This window comes from Nocardia sp. NPDC003482 (assembly GCF_053588115.1).
Window position 1 is genome coordinate 1 of sequence record NZ_JBSFPI010000030.1, and the last position, 22621, is coordinate 22621.

At 68.7% G+C, this 22621-nt stretch carries 22 protein-coding genes; 5 read left to right on the forward strand and 17 right to left on the reverse strand.

Annotation, left to right across the window (positions count from 1 at the left end; genetic code table 11):
• Positions 1 to 324 precede the first annotated feature (324 nt).
• The 4 genes from ACWDSJ_RS33225 to ACWDSJ_RS33240 all read right to left on the reverse strand — a co-directional run bounded on the left by ACWDSJ_RS33225 (position 325) and on the right by ACWDSJ_RS33240 (position 4429).
• A complete protein-coding gene (locus tag ACWDSJ_RS33225; RefSeq protein WP_450036669.1) occupies positions 325 to 795 on the reverse strand; it encodes a methylated-DNA--[protein]-cysteine S-methyltransferase in 471 nt (156 codons plus the stop codon).
• A gap of 193 nt (positions 796 to 988) precedes the next feature.
• Positions 989 to 1408, reverse strand: coding sequence for a DUF6098 family protein (locus tag ACWDSJ_RS33230; protein WP_387366775.1), 420 nt, complete (start codon positions 1406 to 1408; stop codon positions 989 to 991).
• Positions 1405 to 2859, reverse strand: a complete 1455-nt coding sequence (locus ACWDSJ_RS33235; RefSeq protein ID WP_450036672.1) for an aminotransferase class I/II-fold pyridoxal phosphate-dependent enzyme — start codon at positions 2857 to 2859, stop codon at positions 1405 to 1407. The genes ACWDSJ_RS33230 and ACWDSJ_RS33235 overlap by 4 nt, the downstream gene beginning before the upstream one ends.
• Positions 2860 to 2968: 109 nt before the next feature.
• Positions 2969 to 4429: a flavin-containing monooxygenase gene (locus ACWDSJ_RS33240; RefSeq protein WP_450036674.1), complete on the reverse strand. Its 1461-nt coding sequence runs from the start codon at positions 4427 to 4429 to the stop codon at positions 2969 to 2971.
• Between the two features lie 33 nt (positions 4430 to 4462).
• Between ACWDSJ_RS33240 and ACWDSJ_RS33245 the strand changes: the two genes are divergently transcribed.
• The gene (locus tag ACWDSJ_RS33245; RefSeq protein ID WP_450036676.1) at positions 4463 to 5512 is read left to right on the forward strand and encodes an AraC family transcriptional regulator; all 1050 of its coding nucleotides are present in this window, start codon (positions 4463 to 4465) and stop codon (positions 5510 to 5512) included.
• Between the two features lie 472 nt (positions 5513 to 5984).
• Here the strand turns inward: ACWDSJ_RS33245 and ACWDSJ_RS33250 are convergent, their stop codons facing one another.
• Positions 5985 to 6464, reverse strand: coding sequence for a nuclear transport factor 2 family protein (locus tag ACWDSJ_RS33250; protein ID WP_387366786.1), 480 nt, complete (start codon positions 6462 to 6464; stop codon positions 5985 to 5987).
• Between the two features lie 37 nt (positions 6465 to 6501).
• Complete coding sequence (locus tag ACWDSJ_RS33255; protein WP_450036678.1) at positions 6502 to 8967, reverse strand: ATP-dependent Clp protease ATP-binding subunit; 2466 nt, start codon at positions 8965 to 8967, stop codon at positions 6502 to 6504.
• 162 nt (positions 8968 to 9129) lie between these two features.
• Between ACWDSJ_RS33255 and ctaD the strand changes: the two genes are divergently transcribed.
• From ctaD to ACWDSJ_RS33275, 4 genes are all read left to right on the forward strand, one after another.
• The gene (gene ctaD / locus ACWDSJ_RS33260) at positions 9130 to 10872 is read left to right on the forward strand and encodes an aa3-type cytochrome oxidase subunit I (protein WP_450036680.1); all 1743 of its coding nucleotides are present in this window, start codon (positions 9130 to 9132) and stop codon (positions 10870 to 10872) included.
• Between the two features lie 102 nt (positions 10873 to 10974).
• A complete protein-coding gene (locus tag ACWDSJ_RS33265; protein ID WP_387366795.1) occupies positions 10975 to 11520 on the forward strand; it encodes a YdcF family protein in 546 nt (181 codons plus the stop codon).
• A gap of 14 nt (positions 11521 to 11534) precedes the next feature.
• A complete protein-coding gene (locus tag ACWDSJ_RS33270) occupies positions 11535 to 12188 on the forward strand; it encodes a class II aldolase/adducin family protein (RefSeq protein WP_450036682.1) in 654 nt (217 codons plus the stop codon).
• 107 nt (positions 12189 to 12295) lie between these two features.
• The gene (locus ACWDSJ_RS33275) at positions 12296 to 12781 is read left to right on the forward strand and encodes a hypothetical protein (protein ID WP_450036684.1); all 486 of its coding nucleotides are present in this window, start codon (positions 12296 to 12298) and stop codon (positions 12779 to 12781) included.
• Positions 12782 to 12847: 66 nt separating this feature from the next.
• On the opposite strand, the gene yidC is transcribed toward ACWDSJ_RS33275, so the two are convergent.
• The 11 genes from yidC to ACWDSJ_RS33330 form a co-directional block, all read right to left on the reverse strand.
• On the reverse strand, positions 12848 to 13621 hold the full coding sequence (gene yidC, locus ACWDSJ_RS33280) for a membrane protein insertase YidC (RefSeq protein WP_450036686.1): 774 nt from the start codon (positions 13619 to 13621) through the stop codon (positions 12848 to 12850).
• Positions 13622 to 13665: 44 nt separating this feature from the next.
• Positions 13666 to 13965, reverse strand: coding sequence for a DUF6412 domain-containing protein (locus tag ACWDSJ_RS33285; protein ID WP_387366806.1), 300 nt, complete (start codon positions 13963 to 13965; stop codon positions 13666 to 13668).
• Positions 13966 to 13982: 17 nt separating this feature from the next.
• On the reverse strand, positions 13983 to 14549 hold the full coding sequence (locus tag ACWDSJ_RS33290; protein ID WP_450036689.1) for a hypothetical protein: 567 nt from the start codon (positions 14547 to 14549) through the stop codon (positions 13983 to 13985).
• Positions 14550 to 14562: 13 nt separating this feature from the next.
• Positions 14563 to 15519, reverse strand: coding sequence for an MlaD family protein (locus ACWDSJ_RS33295; protein WP_450036691.1), 957 nt, complete (start codon positions 15517 to 15519; stop codon positions 14563 to 14565).
• The gene (locus ACWDSJ_RS33300) at positions 15516 to 16571 is read right to left on the reverse strand and encodes an MlaD family protein (protein ID WP_450036693.1); all 1056 of its coding nucleotides are present in this window, start codon (positions 16569 to 16571) and stop codon (positions 15516 to 15518) included. Before ACWDSJ_RS33300 ends, ACWDSJ_RS33295 begins: the two co-directional genes overlap by 4 nt.
• Complete coding sequence (locus tag ACWDSJ_RS33305; protein ID WP_450036695.1) at positions 16568 to 17653, reverse strand: MlaD family protein; 1086 nt, start codon at positions 17651 to 17653, stop codon at positions 16568 to 16570. Before ACWDSJ_RS33305 ends, ACWDSJ_RS33300 begins: the two co-directional genes overlap by 4 nt.
• On the reverse strand, positions 17653 to 18669 hold the full coding sequence (locus tag ACWDSJ_RS33310) for an MlaD family protein (RefSeq protein ID WP_450036697.1): 1017 nt from the start codon (positions 18667 to 18669) through the stop codon (positions 17653 to 17655). Before ACWDSJ_RS33310 ends, ACWDSJ_RS33305 begins: the two co-directional genes overlap by 1 nt.
• Positions 18657 to 19655, reverse strand: coding sequence for an MlaD family protein (locus ACWDSJ_RS33315; RefSeq protein WP_387366823.1), 999 nt, complete (start codon positions 19653 to 19655; stop codon positions 18657 to 18659). Before ACWDSJ_RS33315 ends, ACWDSJ_RS33310 begins: the two co-directional genes overlap by 13 nt.
• 124 nt (positions 19656 to 19779) lie before the next feature.
• Positions 19780 to 20805, reverse strand: a complete 1026-nt coding sequence (locus ACWDSJ_RS33320; RefSeq protein ID WP_450036698.1) for an MlaD family protein — start codon at positions 20803 to 20805, stop codon at positions 19780 to 19782.
• 7 nt (positions 20806 to 20812) lie between these two features.
• Positions 20813 to 21679 (reverse strand): ABC transporter permease, encoded by an 867-nt coding sequence (locus ACWDSJ_RS33325; protein WP_450036700.1) that lies wholly within the window; start codon positions 21677 to 21679, stop codon positions 20813 to 20815.
• A gap of 1 nt (position 21680) precedes the next feature.
• Entirely contained in the window at positions 21681 to 22526 is an 846-nt protein-coding gene (locus ACWDSJ_RS33330) for an ABC transporter permease (RefSeq protein ID WP_387366832.1), read from the reverse strand.
• Positions 22527 to 22621 lie beyond the last annotated feature (95 nt).

Below are 22621 nucleotides of genomic sequence, written 5' to 3' on the forward strand. Positions count from 1 at the left end.
CCACCGACCAGGAGGAAACCACCCCAGCACTGACCGCCTGACCGAACAGGATCACGCGGCAATCACCCCGTTACACCACCCGTTTGGACTTGACCCCGCCGATCGTCCCCATACATCCCCGCCACCTCCCGACACCGCTCCCCCGACAACAACGGCCCGGTCAACGCATACCCGAACTCATCCAACTCCCGCCCCAACCGCCCCCAATCCTGCCCCGCGACAACATCCGCCACCGACCGCTTCCCCGCCTCCCCACTCACCGCACCCCTCCCTCAACCACTCCCAACCGCCCCACGACCATCTCCTTCCTCGACCGCATTCCACTCACCCCACACCCTCGAGCTCCAACAACCGCCGCTTCCGCTCGATCCCGCCCGCGTACCCCGTGAGCGACCCGTTGGCCCCGATCACCCGATGGCAAGGCCGCACGATCAACAACGGATTGGCCCCGATGGCGGCCCCCACGGCCCGCACCGCCGCCCGCGGCGCCCCCACCCGAGCCGCGATCTCCCCATAACTCACGGTGCTCCCATAAGGAATCTCATCCAACGCCCCCCACACACGCCGCTGAAACTCACTCCCCACCCCCCGAACCTCGACATCGAACCGCCGAACCTCCCCCGCGAAATACCCCCGCAACTGCTCCACGATCCCCGCGAACCCCTCCCCCCACTCCACCCCGCCCCCGGTCCCCCCACCCATCGAAACCCGAGTCAAAACCACCGACCCCCCAACCTTCTCCCCCACCAACACCAACTCCCCCACCGGACTCTCCACCGTGGTGAACACATCCATGACCACTCCTTTCCGATTCCCGTACCCCACCAATCTCCCCCACCCCACCTCCCCACACTGGCGGCAATCGGCCATCACATTCCCCAGGTAAACCACCCCAGCCGCACCCTTTATTCGAATCCGCACCCCTTACAGGGCTATACAACGGGTGCGGATCCGAATAAAGGGTGCGGCTGGGTTCGTGGGCCTGGGGTCAGGAGCGGGAGTCGCGGCCTACCTGGAAGCGGTCGTGGTAGAGCTTCTGGGCCTCGTCGATGACGGTGTCGGAGATGCGGGCGACGGGGGTGATGGCGGTGACGACGGGTTCGTGGTCGGGGCCGCGGCCCACCTCGTGGCCGGTGAGGAGCCAGGCGAAACGGCCTCGCTCGGCGCCGAGTTCGGAGTATTTGCAGAGGCGGCGGGCCACCCATTCGCGGGCGGGGCGGGGCCACCAGGGTTCGGGGACGAGGGTGGTGACCGAGAGGCCGGGGAGGGTGACCTCGGCCTCGTAGTCGCGGCTGGGGCCGGCCTCGGCGTCGGCCTCGGGGCCGTGGGAGTAGCGGAGGTAGAGGGGGTTGTGGGTGATCAGGTCGGTGAGTTCGTCCAGCGTCTCGACAACGGGGAGCTCACTCATCGGGCCACGACCCGCAGCGTCTTCAATTCGGGATCCTGCGGATCGGGGACGTTCAGGCCGTATTCGATTCCGCTGCGCAGATAGTCGACGACGGCCCGATCAATCAACTCGCCGGGCACGATCACCGGAATCCCCGGCGGATACGGCGTCACCTGTTCGGCCGCGATCCGCCCGGCCGCCTGTTCGATCGGTACCGCCTCCGTCGGCCCGAAGAACGCGTCGCGCGGCAGCATGACCGTCTCCAACTGGAGATCGCGCGGCGCGGGCAGATCGATGGGATGCGGTGCGGGATCGGACAATTGGACGCGCCACGCGGTCAACGCGTCCACCAGAGCGTCGACGGTCGTCTTGTCGTCGGCCATCGACAGCGTCGCCAGCACCCGCCGATGATCGCTGTGCCCGAGGTCGATGCGGCGGTTCTCGCGCATCCAGTCCGCCACCTCGTAACCCGAAGCGCCCGTGGCGGATACGTCCATGAGCACCTGCATCCGATCGAGATCGTGCGACGCCTCCACGCCCAGCAGCTGCTCCTCCATCACCTCGATGCCGGGAATCCGCGCCAACTCCTCGCGCGCCCGTCGCGCGGTTTCCAGTGCGGCGCCGAGCAATTCGTTCCCGTGCTCGACCATCTGCCGCCGCCACCCGTCGATCGCCGCGTACAGCAACACATTCGGGCTCGTCGTCATGAGCAGATCCGCGCACAACTTCAACCGACCGAAGTCGACCAGATCGCCCTGTGCGTGGAAGACCGAACCCTGCTCGAAACCCGCACCCATCTTGTGCACGCTCACCACGCAGATATCCGCGCCCGCGTTCATGGCCCAGGTCGGCAGGTCGTCGTGGAACGGCAGATGCGCGCCCCACGCCTCGTCGATGATGAGCGGTTTGCCACGCTCATGGCAGATCTCGGCGATCGCCGCGATATCGGCGCAGGTGCCGTACGGGCTCGGGCTGACGATCAGCGCGCCCGCGGCCTCGGGATGTCGTTCCCACGCCGCGCGCACCTGCTCCGGCGAGGGCGGATGGGAGAAGTGCCGATCCTCGTCCCAGCGCGGCGTGATCCAGTGCGGCTGCACACCGGAGAAGATCAACCCGGCCGTCACGGACTTGTGGCTGTCGCGCCCGAGGATCAGGCCGCCGTCCCCACCCGCGATCGCCATCATCGCCGCCTTGACCGACAACGAACTGCCACACGTGGAGAAGAACGCCATCTCCGCACCCACGGCGTCGGCCATCAACTCCTCGGCGTCACCGAGATACCCGCCGCGCGAAAGCCGGTCGTCCACACCGGGCCCCGCCAGCACATCGACTTGCAGCGCGCCGCCGAGTATCTCGCGCACGCGCGGATCCGCCCCGCGCCCCTGCCGATGCCCGGGCGGGGTGAACCCGTACCGCCCCAGACGCTGGTAGTCGGCCAGTGCTTCCACCATCGGTGCCCGTGAATGGTCCACACCGGCCGCGTACCCACTGACGCCCCCAGCACACCTCCGGCATCAGGCCGGGCCGCGTCCACTCACCGTGAGCGATCCTCGAGGCCGCGGGAATTCACCCCCACCACACTCAGGCTCGCTGCAACGCCGGTGCCCGATCCACCGGCTTCAACGTCCGATCGAGATTGGTGCGCAAGGTCGTGGCGGAGTCGAGCAGGTAGTTCTGCCGCACCTTCCACGGATGCCGATCGCCCTGGCGCGGGAAGTCGGCGATCGAGCGCTGGATGTAGCCGGAGGCGAGGTCCAGCAGCGGATGCTCGGCCAGATCGCCCTCGGGCTCGGGGACCACGCCGCGATAGCCGCGCCGGTCCATGAACGCCAGCACCCGGCACACCAGCCGCGAGGTGAGATCGGCCCGCAACGTCCAGGAGGCGTTGGTGTATCCGATGCACACCGCGAAGTTCGGCACCCCGGTCATCATCGTGCCCTGCCAGACGAACCGCTCGGACAGTTTCACCGGCTCGCCGTCCACGACCAGCGAAATACCGCCGAACGCAAGCAGTTTCAGCCCCGTGGCGGAGACGACGATATCGGCGGGCAGCACCTTCCCCGACGCCAGCTTGATGCCCTCGGGCACGAAGGTGTCGATGCGATCGGTGACCACCTCGGCCTTGCCCTTGCGCATGGCCTTGAAGAAGTCCGCGTCCGGCGCGGCGCACAGCCGCTGATCCCACGGGTTGTAGCTGGGCGTGAAGTGCTCGGCGACCAGCGCCTCGTCCTTGAGGATGCGGGTGGTCAGCCCGGTCAGCAGCTTGCGCGCGGCCTCCGGGCGACGGCGGCAGTACTGGTAGAAGCCCACATTGAACAGGATGTTCTTCGTCCGGATCACCCGATGCGCCAGCGCGGGCGGCAGCAGCTCGCGAATCCGGTCGGCGTACTTGTCGCGCCCGGGCACCGCCGAGATCCAGGTGGGACTGCGCTGCAACATGGTCACCAGCTCGGCCTCGTCGGCCATGGACGGCACCAGCGTCACCGCGGTCGCGCCGCTGCCGATCACCACGACCCGCTTGCCCCGGTAGTCGAGATCCTCCGGCCAGAACTGCGGATGCACCATGGTGCCCGAGAACGACTCCACCCCAGGGAATTCCGGCGAATACCCCTGATCGTAGTCGTAGTATCCCGAGCAGCAGTACAGGAATCCGCAAGTGAGCGAACTCCTTTCGCCGTCGCGCTCGACGGTGAGCGTCCAGCGGGCGTCGCCGGTGGACCACTCGGCCCCGATCACCTTGGTGCGCAACCGGATTCGCTGCTCGATACCGTTGTCGCTCGCGGTCTCCCGGATGTAGCGCAGGATCGACGGGCCGTCGGCGATGGATTTGGCGTCGCGCCAGGGCGCGAACGGATAGCCGAGGGTGAACATGTCCGAATCCGATCGGATGCCCGGATAGCGGAACAGATCCCAGGTGCCGCCGAGGGCGTCGCGGGCCTCGAGGATGGCGTAGCTCTTACCGGGGAGCTCGGTCTGCAACCGGTAGGCGGCGCCGATGCCCGACAGGCCCGCGCCGACGATGACCACGTCGAGATGTTCCATACTTCCAGTTTCCTGACCGACGACCATGACTTCTTGACTCTACGCGACAACTATTTGATTCTGGACGACATGGCGGCGATCAGATCGGCCGGGTTGCGCGGGTTCCGCGCCACGGTCGCGGAATTGGGCGGGAACGCGGACGAATTCGCCGTGCTCGCCGGTCTGCCCGTCGCCGCGCTCGACGCCGACGACCTGCTGATCTCCGATACCAACGTGGCGGCCGTCCTGGAGATCGCCGCCGAGCGGCTGCACTGCCCCGATCTCGGCCTGCGCATCGCCGCCCGCCAGGATCTGGGGATGCTCGGCCCGCTGGCGCTGGCCATCCGCACCTCCCCGACCCTCGCCGACGCGCTCGAGTGCACCTCCCGCTACCTGTTCGTGCACGCCCGCGCCCTGAGCCTGCGCCTCGAGCCCGACCCCTACGGCGACCGCGGCCTGATCGCCCTGCACTACGGGGTGCCGTCGCCCCCGCCCGTGCAGGGCACCGACCTCGGACTGGCGTTCCTGCACCGCGCGATCCAGCGACTCGTCGAGGGTCCCTACGCGCTGCGCTCGGTGGATCTGCCGTATCGGCCGCCCGCCCCGGTGGAGGTGTACGAGCAGTTCTTCGGCGCCCCGGTCCGTTTCGAGCGGCCGCGCGCCATGCTGCGCGTCCCCCGCAGCCTCGCCTCGCACACCCTCGCCGCGGGCGACGAGAAGCTGCGCCGCCTGGCGGTGGCCTTCCTCGCCGAGCAGGCGGGCGACGCCGGAGCCTCCCTGGTCTCCCAGGTCAGCGCCGCCGCCCGGCAGCTCCTGGGCACCACCACTCCCGAAATCGCCGCCGTCGCAAGCCTTCTCACCATGCACCCGCGCACCCTGCAACGCCGCCTCGCCGCCGCGGGCACCTCCTTCGCCACCATCCTCGACGAGGTCCGCCGCACCGAGGCCCACCGCTACCTCACCTCCACCGACCTCCCCCTCAGCCAGGTCGCCTCCCTCATCGGCCTCGCCGACCAATCCACCCTCACCCGCTGCTGCCGCCGCTGGTGGCACACCACCCCCTCCGCGATCCGCCGCGACCACGCCCGCGCCCGAACCGCCTGACCCGACCGCCTCGTCGGCCCATCGGCTCGGCATCGGCCCCTCGGTTCGGCGTCGGCCCCTCGGTTCGGCGTCGGCCGGGGCAAGTACGGCCGCCCTGCCGACGGCGACCCCGCTCGCGCCATTGCGGGCTCGGCTCGCGGCCACCGGGGCCACTGCGGGCTCGGCTCACAACCGCCGACGCCACCGCGCGCTCGACTCGCGACCACCGACGCCACCGCGCACTCGGCTCACGGCCACCGAGGCCACCGCACGCTCGGCTCACAACCGCCGACGCCACCGCGCGCTCGACTTGCGACCACCGAGGCCACCGCGCACTCGACTCGCGGCCACCGACGCCACCGCACGCTCGACTCGCGACCACCGACGCCACCGCGCGCTCGGCTCACGGCCGCCGAGGCTGTTCTGCTCCCGAAGACGCTGAGCCGCATGGGGTTTCCCGATCGGGCGGACCAGGGCGCCCGATGCCGCGCGGCTACGACACCTGGTCCGGCGCCCAGCGATTGGCGGTGAGCGTGAATCCCGGCATCGACGACAGCGGCAGCATCGCCTCGTAGATGCGCTCGTACCCGGTGTGCGCGATCCGCCACCGCCCGCCGTCGAGCCGGTACCGGTCGCGGTAGTAGGCGGCGCCGCGGATCAGCACCCCGTGTTCGGGGACGATGACCGTGTCCTCCAGACACCAACTGCCCGTTGCGGTTTCGCCGTCCACCTCGATGTCCGGATGCGAGCACACGTGCACGGTGACGATATTGCCGCTCAGCGAATCCCGCATGAAGTCCACGATCTCCTGCCGGCTCGCGAACCGCAGCGGCCGCCCGCCCGAGGGCGAGCCGTACTCCCCGACCGCGTCCTCGGCGAGCGTGTCGGCGAACTCGTCCCAGCGCTTGAGGTCCAGCGCGCGCAGGTACCGGTACTTGAGCGCGCGAATCCGCTCCACGGCCACGAGATCCACGATGATCCACCTCCTGGCCGACACTGTAGAACGAGTTTCAGTTTCCCGCGAGCGAAGCCGCCTTTCCGTCCCGGCTCACCGCCGCGACCGCCAATCCGGCGTCGTCGGCGTCGACCCGCACGGTGTCCCCGGGGTTCAGTTCGCCGCCCAGCACGAGGGTGGAGATCCGGTTCTCCAGCTCCCGCTGCACGGTCCGGCGCAACGGCCGCGCCCCGAACTCGGGCTGATACCCGTTCTCCGCCAAGCGATCTCGTGCGGCGTCGGTGACGTCGAGGTCGATGTCCTGGGCGCGCAACCGGCGGCGCGGCCCGTCGAGCACCAGATCCACGATCCGGCGCAGCTGGGTCTTGTCGAGCCGCTGGAACACGATGGTCTCGTCGATCCGGTTGAGGAATTCGGGCCGGAAGTGCTGCCGCAGCCGTTCGGTCAGCTCCGGGGTGAGCGCGTCCACGTCCCCGGCCGGGGCGCGCAGGATGAGGTCGGAGCCGATATTGCTGGTCATGATGACGATGGTGTTCTTGAAGTCGACCGTGCGCCCCTTGGCGTCGGTGACCCGGCCGTCGTCGAGCAGCTGCAACAGCACGTTGAACACGTCCGGATGCGCCTTCTCGACCTCGTCGAACAGGATCACCGAATACGGTTGCCGCCGAACGCGATCGGTGAGCTGGGCCGCGTCGTCGTAGCCGATGTATCCGGGCGGGGCGCCGACCAGCCGGGAGACGGTGTGTTTCTCCTGGAACTCGCTCATATCGAAGCGGATCATCCGGTTCTCGTCGCCGAAGACGGCCTCCGCCAACGCCTTCGCCAGCTCGGTCTTGCCGACGCCGGTCGGCCCGAGGAACAGGAACGAGCCGATGGGCCGGTTCGGATCCTTCATCCCCGCGCGCGCCCGCCGCACCGCCTCGGCCACCGCGACGATGGCCTCGTCCTGCCCGACGACCCGCTTGTGCAGCACCTCCTCGAGCCGCAGCAGGCGCTGCTTCTCCTCGACGGTCAGCTCCGCGACCGGGATGCCGGTCCGGCGGGAGACGATCTCGGCGATGTCGTCGACCCGGACCGTGGGCGAGTCGTCGTTCGCCACGTGCTCGACCCGTTCCTGAGCCGCACCCAACTGTGCCTTGAGTTCGTCGGCGCGGGCGTAGTCCTCGGCCGCGACCGCGGCGTCCTTCTCCCGTTCCAGCCGGGCCAGCTCCTCCTTGGCCTCGCGCAGCTGCGGGCCGGGCATGTGCGCGCGCAACCGGACCCGCGCGCCCGCCTGATCGATCAGGTCGATGGCCTTGTCCGGCATGAAGCGGTCGGTGATGTATCGATCCGACATCTCCGCGGCGGCCACCAGCGCCTCGTCGGCGTAGTGCACCCGATGGTGTTCCTCGTAGGTGTCGACCAGGCCGCGCAGGATCTCGATGGTGTCGGTCACCGAGGGTTCCGACACCAGCACGGGCTGGAAGCGGCGTTCCAGCGCGGCGTCCTTCTCGATGTGGCGGCGGTACTCGTCGATGGTCGTCGCGCCGATGGCGTGCAGTTCGCCGCGGGCCAGGGCTGGTTTGAGCAGATTGCCCGCGTCCATCGAGCCCTCGCCGCCCGATCCCGCGCCGACGATCGTGTGCAGTTCGTCGATGAACAGGATCAGCTCGTCGGAATGCGCGCGCACCTCGTCGAGGACCTTGGTGAGCCGTTCCTCGAATTCGCCGCGATACTTGCTGCCCGCCACCAGCGAGCCGACGTCGAGGGCGACCACCCGCCGCCCGGCGAGGGTGCTGGGCACCTCGTCGTTGACGATGCGCTGGGCCAGCCCCTCCACGATCGCGGTCTTGCCCACGCCCGGATCGCCGATCAGCACCGGATTGTTCTTGCGCCGCCGCGACAGGATCTCGACGGTCTGCTGGATCTCCTCCGCGCGCCCGACCACCGGATCGACCTCGCCCGCGCGGGCCTCGGCGGTCAGATCGCGACCGTACTCGTCGAGCGTGGGGGTGTCGCTCTGCTTGCGCGGCCCCTCGCCGCTGGGCAGCTTGGCACCCGAAAGTGCCTGCGCCGCAGGCGAATCGGAGTTCGAGGCGATGCCGAGCAGAATATGTTCGGGCCCGATGTAACTGGCGCCCGCCTCGGCCGCGCTGCGCTGGGCCGCCCGCAGGGTGAGCCGGGCCGCCGGGCCGAACCCCACCACCCCGTCGTCTTGTCCGGCCGCGCTCGACCCGTTCCGGTTCATGGCCTCCCGCATCTGGTCGGCAATCTTGTCCGGGTCGAGGCCGAGTTCGCCGATCACGGTGCGGGACGGCTGCACTCGCGCGGCGGCGTAGAGGAGATGTTCCGGGGTGATCTCGGAATTTCCCCATTGCCGCGCCGCGTCGCGCGCCTCGGTGAGCAGATTCTTGGCATTATCGCTCAGGAGACGGGCCAGGTCGGTGCGTTGGACGGGTGGCTGAGCGGTGAGGCCGGTGCCGAAGAACCGGCTGAAGATGTCATCGAACGTTCCGAACGAGCTGGGCCAGGCTGCGGTCATGAGCACCCCTCGTCGTGTGGGTCGTTTCGGCGCGGGTACCCCGGTACCCGTGGCGACTAACGAGGTTTGGCGAACTTTTGGCGAACATTATCGGTCGGCATTCGGCGCAAACGATCTTCCCCCGGTGCCACACTCGAAACCGGTTGGGCTCGAGGAGGAACTGTGACCACAGCACCGTCCCGCGACACGCCCCGGATCGACGCGGCCCGGCCCTATCCGCGCCGCTCGGGCCCGAAGGGCTCTCGCGTCTGGGACGTCATGACCACCACCGATCCCAAACTGCTCGGGGTCATGTACATCGTGTCCGCGATGGCGTTCTTCCTCGTCGGCGGGTTGATGGCATTGCTGATGCGCGCGGAGCTGGCCCGGCCGCATCTGCACTTCCTCTCCACCGAGCAGTACAACCAGCTGTTCACCATGCACGGCACGATCATGCTGCTGTTCTACGCGACGCCGATCGTGTTCGGCTTCGCCAACTGCGTGCTGCCGTTGCAGATCGGCGCGCCGGATGTGGCGTTCCCGCGGCTGAACGCGCTGAGCTACTGGATGTACCTGTTCGGCGCGCTGATCGCCACGGGCGGATTCCTCACCCCGGGCGGCGCGGCCGACTTCGGCTGGACCGCCTACACCCCGCTCAGCCTGATCGAGCACTCCCCCGGCGTCGGTGGTGACCTGTGGGTGATGGGCGTGGCGCTGTCGGGTGTCGGCACGATTCTGGGCGGGGTCAACATGATCACGACCGTGGTGTGCCTGCGCGCGCCCGGGATGACCATGTTCCGGATGCCGATCTTCACCTGGAACGTCCTGGTCACCAGCGTGCTTGTGCTGCTGGCCTTTCCGATTCTGACCGCCGCGCTGATGGCCCTCGAGGTGGACCGGCATCTGGGCGGGCACATCTACGATCCGGCCACCGGCGGGCCCATTCTCTACCAGCATCTGTTCTGGTTCTTCGGGCATCCGGAGGTCTACATCGTCGCGCTGCCGTTCTTCGGGATCGTCACCGAGATCATTCCGGTGTTCAGCCGCAAACCGGTGTTCGGGTACACCGCGCTGGTGTACGCGACCCTGAGCATCGCGGCCCTGTCGGTGGCGGTGTGGGCGCATCACATGTATGCCACGGGAGCGGTACTGCTGCCGTTCTTCTCGATCATGACGTTCTTCATCGCGGTGCCGACGGGGGTGAAGTTCTTCAACTGGATCGGGACCATGTGGCGGGGTCAGCTCACGTTCGAGACGCCGATGCTGTGGGCGCTCGGATTCATCGTGACGTTCCTGTTCGGCGGGCTGTCTGGGGTCATTCTGGCGAGCCCGCCGCTGGACTTCCACGTGACCGACTCGTATTTCGTTGTGGCGCATTTCCATTACGTGCTGTTCGGCACGATCGTGTTCGCCACCTTCGGCGGAATCTACTTCTGGTTCCCCAAGATGACCGGCCGCTTCCTCGACGAGCGGCTCGGCCGGTTGCATTTCTGGACCACGTTCTTCGGCTTCCACCTGACCTTCCTCGTGCAGCACTGGCTGGGCGCGGAGGGTTTCCCGCGCCGGTACGCGGACTATCTGCCGACCGACAACTTCACCGTGCTCAACGAGATCTCCACGGTCGGCTCGTTCGTGCTCGGCCTGTCGATGGTCACGTTCGTGTGGAATGTGTTCAAGAGCTACCGGTACGGCGAGGTCGTCGCCGTCGACGACCCCTGGGGTTACGGCAACTCCCTCGAATGGGCCACCACCAGCCCGCCACCCCGCCACAACTTCCACGAGTTGCCCCGAATCCGTTCGGAGCGACCGGCTTTCGAGCTGCACTACCCGCACATGGTGGACCGCATGCGCGCCGAATCCCACGTCGGCTGGGGCGGAAGCTCCCACCGAACCGCCCAGGCCGTGCCCACAGAGGCGCCGCGGTAGGGGCGGTGTGAACCGCAGCTCACGGAGGCAACCCCACAGGACCGGTCCGGTGCCCAACCGCAGCGCACGGAGACGCCGCCACAGGACCGGTATCGTCGCTGTGTGGGTGCACTCCGACGAGCCGTGGTCGCGCTCGTCGGCTCGGTCGTGCTGATCGCGGGTGTCGCCATCGCGGGGCTGCCGGTGTTCGTGCGGCCGCAGATCGATCCGTTGCGGCCGGCCGACGCGATCGTCGTGCTGGGCGGGACGGCCTACGCGCGCTTCGACATCGGGCTCGATCTGGCCCGCCGCGGGTACGCCCCGGATCTGCTCATCTCGCGGTCGACCGGGGCCGACGATCCGGTGATGGACAAGTACTGCGACGGCGAATACCCGTTCCACGTCCAGTGTTTCGTGCCCGACCCGTGGACCACCCAGGGCGAGGCGCAGGAGATCGCGCGGCAGGCGGCGCGGCACGGGTGGCGGCACATCATCGTCGTCACGAACACCCCGCACGTCTCCCGGGCCCGCTACATCGTGGGCAAGTGCTTCTCCGGGGAGATCACCATGCGCGCGAGTCCCGCCGAATCCGGGCTGCGGTATTGGGCGTGGATGTACGTGCGGCAGTCCGGGGGCTATCTGCGCGCGTTCGTGACGCCGGGCTGTTGAATAGGCTGAGCGCCATGCCGACACTGCTGCCCAGTCAGCGCGCCGAGGTGGCCGCGGCCTGCCGACGTCTGGCCGAGGCGGGGTTGCTGATCGGGACCGCGGGCAATGTCAGTGTGCGCGTGGACGATCTGATCGCGATCACCGCGACCGGGACGGTGCTCGGACGGCTCACCGCCGACGAGGTGACCGTGGTCGATCCGGACGGGGCGGTCGTGGCCGGCGGGCTCGCGCCGACCTCGGAGCTGCTGTTGCATCTGGGGATCTATCGGGACTTCCCGGTGCGGGCGGTGGTGCACACCCACGCGCCGCGCGCGATCGCGCTCGGTCTGGTGCGCGACGAACTGCCGGTGATCCACTATCAGCAGCTGCCGCTGGGCGGCGCGACGCCGGTGGTGCCGTTCCACCCGTTCGGCACCCCGGAACTGGCCGCCGCCGTACGGGATTCGCTCGTCGACCGGCACGCGGTGCTGCTCGCCAACCACGGCGCGGTGGCGACCGGGCAGAGCCTCGACCAGGCCGTCGAGCACGCGCTGCTACTCGAGTGGGCATGCGGCATCTACCTCGACGCCGCGAGCATCGGCCAGCCCCGAGCCCTCACCGACGACCAACAGGCCGCCGTCGCCGCGGTCGTCGCACGCCTCGACTACGGCACCCCCAAACCACTCTGACCCGCACGCGACGAAACTTGTCGGACCCCTCCGGCATACTTCTCTCCATCGGACGCCGAACAGGTTGCACCACAAAGTCATCCGCAACCCGAGGAAAGGCGTTATCCATGTCCGAGTCGTACTCGTCGACGTCCGATGCCGGTTCCGCTCGCCTCGCCGCAGAGGCCGAGCGACACCGGGAGTTGCTGCGCAAGCCCGTCGAGGAGTACCGCCGACGGGTAGCGGAGCGGGCACGCTACCTGCAGCCGGCCTCGGCCTCGCTGCTGGACGACCAGGCGGACCGGCACATCGCCGACCTCCTGATCGACCCGGACCGTCATCGAGATCTCGATCTCGACGCCTACCGGGCCATCCGCGACGGCGTCCCGACCCGCTACGACGCACAACGCCACCTCTTCGTGGCCCGAACCACCCACGGCGAGATCGACATCCGCCCCGGCGGCCCGGAGCGACGGCTGGGCATCATCGCCCGGCTGGCCGCGGCGGGAGTCGATCTGGACCAGATCCTGACGGTGGCGGCGGTGGTGGTCACCCACCCCGGCGTCCCGGGCGAGGCGGGGAAGCCGGTCGCCCGGGTGTGGGTTGAGAGGTGAGGTGCGGGGTTCCCGAATCCGATCGGGAACCCCGCATCACGTCCGTAGTGCCGTCACGAGCGGCGGCTAGACCTCCTCGGCCGCGTTCGATCCGACAGCCTCCACCGGCCCCAACTTCCGATGCACATAATGCTGCTGCACGAACGTCCACACACTGTTGGTCGAGAAGTAGATCAAAATCCCGACCGGCATGATCAGCGCGGCGAGCAACGAGCCGATCGGCAACAGCCACAAGGTCATGAAATTGATGACACGGACCTGCGTGGTGGATTCCGTCTGGCGCGCGATCGATGCCCGGGCCGTGAAATGGGTTGCGACAGCGGACATCACGACCAGCGGTATGGCCAATGCCAGGAGCGGAAGAAGATGCCCGCCCGAACCGAAGACCGTGGCCGACAACGGCGCACCGAAAACGTCCGCCCGCAAGAAGGATTGGACCTGATCGGCGCCGAAGACGTAGTTGCGGCCGGCGTGGTCGAACGACCGCAGCACATGCAGCAGACCGACGAAGATCAGCAGCTGGGAGGCGATCGGAACCAGCCCGCTCAGAACGCTGAAGTTGTGCTCCCGCTGCAACTCCCGCATCTCCCGGGCCAACCGCTCACGATCACCGGCGTGCCGGGCCTGCAACTCACGAATCTTCGGCTGCAACACGGCCATCGTGCGCGCGAAACGAACCTGAGCCAGGAACGGCCGATACAACAACAGCCGCAAGGTGATGACCAGAAACACGATGGCCAACGCCCAGGACAAACCGACCGACGCGCCGAAGACAGCGGCGAAGGCCGTATGCCACACCCACAACACAGCGGACACGGGGTAATACACGAAATCGAGCACGAACGAACCACCTCACAAGGCGAAAAGGGAAACAGGGTCGCGGATCAGAAACGATCGCGACCCGGCGCCCTCGGCCGTGCCCGGCCGGGTGTGTCCGGATTGCTCTGCCGCAGGAACGATCCACGGCGCCGACGCTGCGCGGAACTCGGCGGCCCGACGTGGAACCCCAACGCGGGCAACGGGACTCGCGCCGACACCGAGGCGACCACGGCCAATGCCAGCACGGCCGCCGCACCCACGGCCAGCAGCGAATCGGAGGTGGCCGCGGGCAGCAGGACCGCCGCCCACGCGGAGACGACGAAGGCGCACACCAACAGCGCCGCCGAGCGAATCCGCATCACCATGGATTCGAGATTACCGCCTACTGCTTGGGCAGCGCGCCCGCCATGCCGCCGACGTCGGCGACCTTCCAGCCGTTGTTCGGGTCTACGTTCACGGTGTAGGTGACCGTGGTTTGCGCGCCCTCGGGGGTCTGGGCGCTGGTGGAGGTGACGTTCAGGAACACATCGACCTTGTAGACCCCGTTGTCGGTGCTCATCACCTTGGCGGTGATCGGCGTGCCGCTCGAGGTCCACTTCAGCGGGACGAGGATGTCGCGCAGCTTCGGCGCGGTGGCGTCGAATTTGGCGGCCAGCTGCGGGGTGGTGTTCGCCTTGAGCTTGCCCACCCAGGAGTCGACGTCCTGGAAGTTGATGTTCGACGCGCCCAGCGCGTAGTCGGTCGCCACCTGTTCGGCGTGCTTGTCGTTCGCGAGCGCGGCGTCCCGGTCGCTCAGCTCACCGCGCGCGGAGACCCACAACGACGCGAAGACGACGGTCGCGGCGACCAATGCCACCAACGCGACGGATACGGCCACGGTCGACAGCCGCAGCGAGACGGTCCGCGGGGCGCGAGCCTGTTCGGTTCCGGTCACAACGTCGTCCGACATCGCGAGCTCCTTCCTATTTCACGGCTACCCGCACCCGCACCGCGCCGTCCGCGTCGACGTCGCCGAGGGCCTGGGAGATGAGGTCCGAGATATCGATGCGCGGCGCGGTGGCGGTCGTCGCCTCCACCAGCGGCCGCAGCGCGGGGGCCAGGGATTGCAGGTCCGGTTCGAGTCGCCGCAGCGTCTCGATCACCTTGGTCAGCACCGGCACCAGCCCGTTGCCGGTGGTGTACCGCTCGACGGGCTGCCGGTCGACCATGGTACCGACGGTCCCGACCAGCGCGTTCAGCGACCGGGTGAATTCGATCCACTCCGGCGCGGCGGCGAGGGTGGCCGGGCCCGCCCAGTCCATATCGGTGGCGGTGGCCTGGAAGCTGTTCAGCAGTCCGGCGATCTGCGGGGTGCGGCTCATGATCGAGGCCGCGAGCAGATCGCCCGCGCGGGCCAGGTTCGGGATCGATCCGTCGGTGTCGGCCAGCGCCCTCTCCAGCGTGTTCACCAGCGAGCCGACCACCTGCGGATCGAGCTGGTTCAACGTCGTCGTCGCCAGCCGCGCCACATCCGGAATCGACAGCGGCATCCGCACATTCGCGGTCTGGACCCGCTGACCGTCCCGAATGTACGGCCCGCCAACGGAATTCGGCCGGAACTCGACATAGGGTTCGCCGAGCGCGGACAGATGTTCGATGACGACCGTGCTGTCGGTGGGCACGTGCCGATCGGCGGCCAGCCGCAGCCCCACCTCGACCCCGCCGCCGGTATTGCGCACCGAACTCACCCGGCCCACCTCGACCCCGGTGAGCAGAACGGGCGAATTCTCCGCCAGCCCACCGGAATTCGTGAGCACCATGGTGGCGTGGTCGTAGTCCGCGAACGGATCGACCTTGACCACCCCGAAGGTCAGATAGCTCGCGCCGAGCACGGTGATGGCCGCGATGCCGCCGAGCGAGACCAGCGAACCGAGTTTCATCGCACGACTCCGATCATGCGCAGGGTCTGGATGATCCGGTCGGTCTGCTCGGTCGCGGGCATCCCCGCCGCGGCGTCGGTGCGCACCCCGGTGATGTTCACCTTCGGCGCCTGCGCCAGCGGAATGATCTTGTCCCGCACCAGCTCGACGACCGCTCGCAGATTCGACGGCTGGCTCAGATCCAGCGGCCGCGCCGAGGCGACCAGCGGCAGGAAGGCGTTCACCGCTCCGTCGGCGTTCCGCAACAACGGTCCCAGCCATGTCAGCGAGGTGCCGATCGGACCGAGCACGCCGAAGATCTTGGTCACCCCCACGATCGACGGGGCGATGCCGTCCATCTGGTCCACCGAGACCTGTTGCAGCAGATCGAACAGCTCCGGCCGGATCTCGTGCAGCACATTGGGATTGTTGTCCACCCCGTCGAGCAGCGAGTCCAGCTCATCCAGGTGCGCGGCCAGGTCCACGGCGTCGGCGGCGAGGGTCTTGCCGATGCGCGCGGTCTCACTGGTCTGTTGCGGCAGCACGTCGTTGATCCGGTCGATGGTGTCCTGCAACTGCTGCACCGCGCCGCCCTGGGTGAAGGTGGCGATGGCGGCCATCGTATCCTCCAGCTGCACAGGCGGTTTCGTCTGCGCGAGCGGAATGGTGCCGCCGTCGGCGAGGAGGTGCCCGAAGCCGTCGGTCGGGGTGAGCAGGGCGACATGGATGTCGCCGAGCACGGTGTTCTGCCGCAGTTCGGCGCGCGTGGTCGTGGGCAGTCGCACGGAGCGGGAGATGTCGGCGTCGACCACCACGTAGCCGCCGCGCCCCCCGGATGTCGCGGCGTCCCTCAGCGAGACCCCGGTGACCGTCCCGACCTGCGCGCCGTTGGCCATGATCTTGGCGCGCGCGGGCAGGTTGAGGGCGTTGGCGAATTCGATGCGCACCCGGTAGGTATCGCCGGACACGGTCGTGCCGGGCACCGGCACCGAGGACGGGTCGAAGGCGCACCCGGCGGCGGGCAGCACCGCGACCAGCACGAGGGTCAGGCCCGTGAGCAGTCGTCTTCTCATCGCGCCCCTGCCAATCCGAATACCAGCGCCGCCATGTCGACCTTCGCCGCACCGCCCTCGGCGACGCAGCGGCCGGGCGCGAGCGCGTTCACCGCGGCGCACACCTGATCCGCGTTGTCCTGCGGCAGCGCCACTTTCGGCGGCGCGTACCCGATGCCGTGCTCCCCGACCGCGCGGAAGGCGTCGGTCAGCACCGGCGTCATCGAGATCACCTGCGCGAGCGAACCGACGTGCGTGCGAAGGAATTTCACCAGCGGCACCGTCGCGTCCAGACCCCGCATGAGCGGATCGCCGAAGATCGTGGTGAGGTCGTTGAGCACCGGCAGCAACTGCCCCAGCCCGTCGAGCACCTGTGCGCCCGGCTCCAGCAGATCGGTGCGCGCCGCGTTCAGCACGGGCGCGAGCCGGGTCAGCATGGATTGCAGGTCGCCCCAATACTGTTCGACCTTGCTACCCACCGACGCGAACGCGTCGAAGATCCCGGTGAGATTGGCGATATCGGCGTCCGGCGAGGCCAGCGCGGCGCTCAGCTTGGTGACGATCTCGTTGATCTGCGGGCCCGTCCCGGCGGTCGCCACATTCAGCTCGGCCAGGCCGTGCGCGAGCGCGTCGGGCGTCGTGCCGTCGCCGCCGTTGATCTGAGCGGCCAACTGCGCCACCGCGTTCAGCGTCTCGGTGATGCTCTTGGGCGTGAGCGTCTTGGTGATGCACTGCCCGGGATTCCAGTGCGCGGTGTTCTTGCCCGAGGTGACCACGGCCAGCTGCCGGGCGGCGACGATGCTGTCGGCGAGCGTGGTCGCGCCCGCGTCGGCGTAGACCGGTTTGTCCGCCTCGACGGCGAAGCCGACCTTGACGCCCTTGCCCTCCGGTGCGATGGAGGTGACCTTGCCGACCACGATGCCGCGCATGGTGACCTGGTTGCCGACGTAGAGGCCGAGGCTGTCGGGCATGATCGCGCAGTAGCTCTGGGTCTTCTTCATCGGCTGGAAGGCGATCACGTAGCCGACCACAACCACGGCGATCGCGACCACCGTGCCCGCCACCGACATGAACCCGCGCGAGGCGAGAACCTTGTGCAGCATCAGCAGTCCTTCCCCGGCACCGGCACGCACACGGGCGCGGTCACGGTCTGTGCGGACTGGTCGACGGTGATCCCGTTGTCGGGGATGTCCAGCCGCGACAGCTGCTGTTGCAGGTCCCGCACCGAGGCGACGACCGGATCCAGATCCTTGCCGAGCTGTTCCAGGCGCGGCGCGGCGTCGAGCAGCTGTTGCAGCTTCGGCTTCACCGTCGCGTCCCAGGCCGGGGCGAGCACCGCCAGCCGCCCGATGGTCGCGTTGAGCAGGCGCAGACCCTCGCGCAGTTCCGCGCGTTTGTCCAGGACCAGGGTCTCCATCAGGTTCGTGACATCGATCAGCCGGTGCAGCGAACCCTTCGCGCCGTCGTACATGGTGACGTACTCGCTCGCGGCGGCGATCGCCTTGGACACGTCGGTGCGCTGCCGATTCAGCAGGTCCACATAGGTGTTCAGGGTGTCCAGGGTGGTGCGCAGCGCGTCGGGGGCCTGTTCGGCGGTGGTGCCGAGCGCGGCCAGATTGCGGCGCAGGGTGTCGCCGTCGATCTTGCGCAGCGGTTCGGCCGCGTCCTGGAAGGTCTGCACCAGGCTGTAGGGCAGCCGCACCCGGTCCACAGGAATGTGCTTGTCGCCCAGGGCGTTCCGCCCCGACGGGAACAGCGCGACGTAGTTGCCGCCGATGATGGTGAGCATCCGCACGTCGAGGGTGGACTGGTCGCCGACGAACACCTTGCGGTCGACGGTGAACCGCATGAGCACCCGATCCGGTCGCAGCTCCAGCGATTTCACGGTGCCGACGGGGATTCCGGCGACGCGGATGTCGTCGCCAGCCTTGACCGACTGCGCCTCGGCCAGTTCGGCGACATAGGTCCTCTTCCCGAACGGCACCACGTACAGCGCGCCCGCCACGACCACGCACAGTGTCACCAGCACCGCGCCGATGACGCCGAGCCGCACCTCGCGACGGCGCTTGTCGGCGTCGCCGACCACGCGGCGCTCGGCGAACAGCCTCATCCGTTGCATATCGCCACCCGCTGTCCCGCGACGAGCACGCCCAGCACCTGCGGCACCTCCGCGTTTCCCTTGCTGCACTGCGGTTTCCAGCCCGCGCCGGACTTCGGCACGGCCGCGTCCAGTCCGGCGAGCAGGCCGGGCAGCTTGTCGAACACCTCGACGGCCTGCTGCGGATCGGGGAAGATCTGGCGGATCAGCGCGTCGACGTCGTCGGGGGTCCGCAGGCCGAGGGCGTCGAACAGGTTGTCCAGCGGTCCCAGCACCGAGGGCGCGGCCATCGCGAACTGCGCCAGGCCGGCCATATTCGATTGCAGCCCTTGGAAGATGTCGGCGAGCCGGGACAGCAGCGGCACCAGGTAGTGGATGTTGCCGCCGGTGGTGTCGTTGAGGTCGGCCAGATTGTGGATGACCGTATCGATGACGGCCTGGCGGTCCTTGACGTGCGAGGCGAGTTTGGCGATCGCGTCGAAGGCCGGGCCGACCCCGCCGCCGTCGCCCTCGATCAATGCGACCATGCTGGCGCTGAACTGGTTGATCTCCTCGGGGGAGATGGTGGCCAGCACCGGTTTCAGGCCGTTGAACACGCTGGTCACATCGAACGACGGCACGGTGCGGTCGGTGCCGATGGTGACCCCGGCGGCCAGCCGCGCGCCCGGCTGCGGCTGCTGTTGCAGGTCGATGTAGCGCTGGCCGGTGAGGTTCTGGTAGCGGATCGCCAGCTTCGAGTTGTCGTAGACCGGGGCATCGGTCTTCAGCGACAGGCGAACCCGCGCCCGCGTCCCGTCGAGTTCGATGCCGTCGACCTTGCCGATCTGCACGCCGTTCATGCGCACGTCGTCGCCGACCTTCAGCCCGTTGGCGTCGGTGAACAGCGCGTCGTGAGCCTCGGTCGGCCCGGCCACCGGCCGCTTGATCGCGGTGAACACCAGCCCGAGCACGACGATCATCACGACGGCGAACAGCCCCAGCCGCCACGCGGCGGCCCCGACCTTCACCGGGCACCTCCCCACGGAAGCGCCACGGACACAACGGAGTTCATCGCACCGTTCAGCAGCGGAACCGTCATCGCCACAGCGGTGGGGCCTTCCCGCGACGGGATCGGCTCGGGCACACCGGGATTCATCGGGCACCTCCCAGCAGCGGGGCCAGCACCGGCACACCGCTCAGATCGATCTCGGCGTTCAGCGCGGGCCCGGTGCCGGTCTCCGGCATGGCCGCGCGCAGGCGTCGGAGCAGTTCGGTCAGATCCGCGCCGGACTGCCGGGGAGTCGGGACCATCTGGGCGAGCAGCGCGAGCACCGGGGCCAGCATGTCGGTGGTGCCGGACAGGCCCGCGCCCGCGGCCGCGCCGAGGGCGGCGAGGCCGGGCAGCAGTTGGTCGGTCTGCATCCGCACGCCCGCGTCGAAGCTGTCCCGATCCGCTTGCAGCCGTGGGATATTGCGGATCAGGTCCATCATCTGGATGGTGGCCCCGGCGAACGCGCCGCCGCCGTAGAACGCCGGGCCGAGCGCACCGGCCAGCTGCGAGGGCGGCATCTTCTGGTTGTCGGTGACGATCTGCGCCACCGTGATGATGGCCTGCGCCAGCGGCGTGAACGCCCGCATATCGCGCGACACCTGCGAAATCGCCTGCGCCAGTTGCGGAGTCAGCACCGCGTCGCCGGTCTGGGACAGCCCGCGCAGCATCGCGCCCATGGTGGCGTCGAAGACCGCGTCGGAGCGGCTGCCGGTCAGATCGATCACGCTGTCGTCGCGCAGCGCGGAACCGCCCGGGCCGCGGCGCAATTCGAGTTCGCTGATGCCGAACAGATTGCCCGGCGCGTAGTCGACCTGGAGGCTGTCGTCGATGCCGTGCAGCTGGGAGGCGTCCAGCCGCAATGTGATTCGCTGGGTGCCGCGATCGGCGGGCGCGATGCCGGTCACCGAGCCGACCTGCACGCCGTCCACCCGCACCGGCGTGCCCGCGAGCACGCCGTCACCGATCTGCTCGGTGTGCAGGGCGACGCGCAGTCCGTCGTCGGAGCGCAGCTCGCGGTGCACCGCCACCGCCGCCACCAGGGCCGCGATCACCCCGACCGCGACCACCCCGACCAGCCGGGACCGCCGCCGATCGACGGCCACGCCGGGCATTCCGTACTTCGGCATAGTTCCGCTACCCCGTGAAACTGATCGTCGCGTTGAAGCCCCACAGCGCGAGCGTGAGCACCATGTCGATGGCCACGATCGCCACCGAGGAGGCGCGCACCGCGCGGCCCGACGCGATCCCCACGCCCTCGGGGCCGCCGGTGGCGAAGAAGCCGTAGTAGCTGTGGATGAGGATCACGACCGTGGCGAAGACCGCCACCTTGATCACCGCCGCGATCACGTCGAAGCCGGAGACGAACTGGAAGAAGTAGTGGTCGTACACGCCCGCGGACTGCCCGTGCACCAACGTGATCAGGCCCCGGCACGACAGATACGCCAGGATCAGCCCGATCAGGAACGTCGGCACGATCGAGATGGCCCCGGCGATCACGCGGGTGGTCACCACGAACGGCACCGAGCGGAGGCCGAGCGCCTCGATGGCGTCGATCTCCTCGGAGATGCGCATGGAGCCGATCTCGGCGGTGATGCGGCAGCCCGCCTGCGCGGCGAACCCGATGGCCGCCACGATCGGCGCGAGCTCGCGGGTGGTGGCGAAGGCGGAGACGATGCCGCTGACCGGGCCCATGCCCAGGATGTTCAGCATCGTGAACGACTCCACGCCCACCGACGCGCCCATCACCAGACCGAGCACGATCATCATCGGCACCGTGCCGCCGCCGACGATAACCGAGCCGCGGCCCCAGGTCATATCGGAGATGATCCGCAGCGTCTCGTCGCGATACCGCTCGAGCGTCAACGGAATCGACGACAGCACCTGCCAGATGAAGGCCAGCACGAATCCGAGCGCGTCGAGGCGCGCGAGCAGCAGCCCGCGGCGGCGGTAGAACCGCGCGAACCGAGCCAGCCCCTTGGGGGCGTAGGTGGAGACGGCCATCTCACACCAACCTGGTCGGCAGGAACATCTCGACGATCTGGGTGACGCCGAGGTTGACGATCGCGATGGACACCACCGACAGCACCACGGCCGCGTTCACCGCGTCGGCCACCCCGCGCGGCCCGCCCTTGGCCTCGAGCCCGCGCTGGCAGGCGATGACCACGACGAGGAACCCGAACATGGCCGCCTTGAGCAGCGACACCCAGACGTCGGCGATCGTGGTGAAGGAGCCGAAGGTGGCCCAGTAGCTGCCCGGGGTCACGTTCTGCCCGCCGACCGCGACCGCGTACCCGGCGACGATGCCCACGAAGATGATGAGGATGTTCAGCAGCGGCGCGACGAGGATCATCGCGACCAGCCGCGGAATGACAAGGCGCGGAATGGGACTGATGCCCATGGTGTTGAGCGCGTCGATCTCCTCGCGGATCGTGCGCGCGCCCAGATCGGCCGCGATCGCCGCCGCGCCCGCGCCGCCGAGCAGGAAGCCGGTCGCCAGCGGCGCGCCCTGTTTGATCACGCCCAGCCCGCCGGTCGCGCCGAGCAGCGAGTCCGCGCCGAGATTGTGGATGAGGTTGCCGACCTGGACCGACACGATCACGCCGAACGGGATCGCGATCAGGATCGCCGGGATCGCGGTGACCGTCACCAGCCGCCACGCCTGCAGAATGGCCTCGCGCCACTGGAATTGACCGCGCGCGATGCCGCTGACCGTGCCGGTCACCGATTCCCGCGCGATGTCGACCGCCCGGCCGAAGGTCCGCAGCGACGAGACGACGGTGTCCGAGAAGTTCTCGCGGACGGTGCGAACGGCGGAGACGCGGGAGCGGACCCGGGTCACCGACGCCATGCGCGCTCGGTCCTCGAATGTCGTGTCTCGGGTTTCACCGTACTTCTCTCCGTGATCGGCAACACTGCCAACACGAAGCTATCGGTAACAACGGG

Bases quoted from the DNA above. Each gene is read 5' to 3' on its own strand.
- ACWDSJ_RS33295 (WP_450036691.1), bottom strand. From the start codon at position 15,519: ATGAAACTCGGTTCGCTGGTCTCGCTCGGCGGCATCGCGGCCATCACC.
- ACWDSJ_RS33325 (WP_450036700.1), bottom strand. From the start codon at position 21,679: ATGGCCGTCTCCACCTACGCCCCCAAGGGGCTGGCTCGGTTCGCGCGG.
- ACWDSJ_RS33240 (WP_450036674.1), bottom strand. From the start codon at position 4,429: ATGGAACATCTCGACGTGGTCATCGTCGGCGCGGGCCTGTCGGGCATC.
- ACWDSJ_RS33270 (WP_450036682.1), top strand. From the start codon at position 11,535: ATGCCGACACTGCTGCCCAGTCAGCGCGCCGAGGTGGCCGCGGCCTGC.
- ACWDSJ_RS33225 (WP_450036669.1), bottom strand. From the start codon at position 795: ATGGATGTGTTCACCACGGTGGAGAGTCCGGTGGGGGAGTTGGTGTTG.
- ACWDSJ_RS33320 (WP_450036698.1), bottom strand. From the start codon at position 20,805: ATGCCGAAGTACGGAATGCCCGGCGTGGCCGTCGATCGGCGGCGGTCC.
- ACWDSJ_RS33305 (WP_450036695.1), bottom strand. From the start codon at position 17,653: ATGCTGCACAAGGTTCTCGCCTCGCGCGGGTTCATGTCGGTGGCGGGC.
- ACWDSJ_RS33310 (WP_450036697.1), bottom strand. From the start codon at position 18,669: ATGCAACGGATGAGGCTGTTCGCCGAGCGCCGCGTGGTCGGCGACGCC.
- ACWDSJ_RS33330 (WP_387366832.1), bottom strand. From the start codon at position 22,526: ATGGCGTCGGTGACCCGGGTCCGCTCCCGCGTCTCCGCCGTTCGCACC.
- ACWDSJ_RS33230 (WP_387366775.1), bottom strand. From the start codon at position 1,408: ATGAGTGAGCTCCCCGTTGTCGAGACGCTGGACGAACTCACCGACCTG.
- ACWDSJ_RS33275 (WP_450036684.1), top strand. From the start codon at position 12,296: ATGTCCGAGTCGTACTCGTCGACGTCCGATGCCGGTTCCGCTCGCCTC.
- ACWDSJ_RS33285 (WP_387366806.1), bottom strand. From the start codon at position 13,965: ATGGTGATGCGGATTCGCTCGGCGGCGCTGTTGGTGTGCGCCTTCGTC.
- ACWDSJ_RS33255 (WP_450036678.1), bottom strand. From the start codon at position 8,967: ATGACCGCAGCCTGGCCCAGCTCGTTCGGAACGTTCGATGACATCTTC.
- ACWDSJ_RS33290 (WP_450036689.1), bottom strand. From the start codon at position 14,549: ATGTCGGACGACGTTGTGACCGGAACCGAACAGGCTCGCGCCCCGCGG.
- ACWDSJ_RS33300 (WP_450036693.1), bottom strand. From the start codon at position 16,571: ATGAGAAGACGACTGCTCACGGGCCTGACCCTCGTGCTGGTCGCGGTG.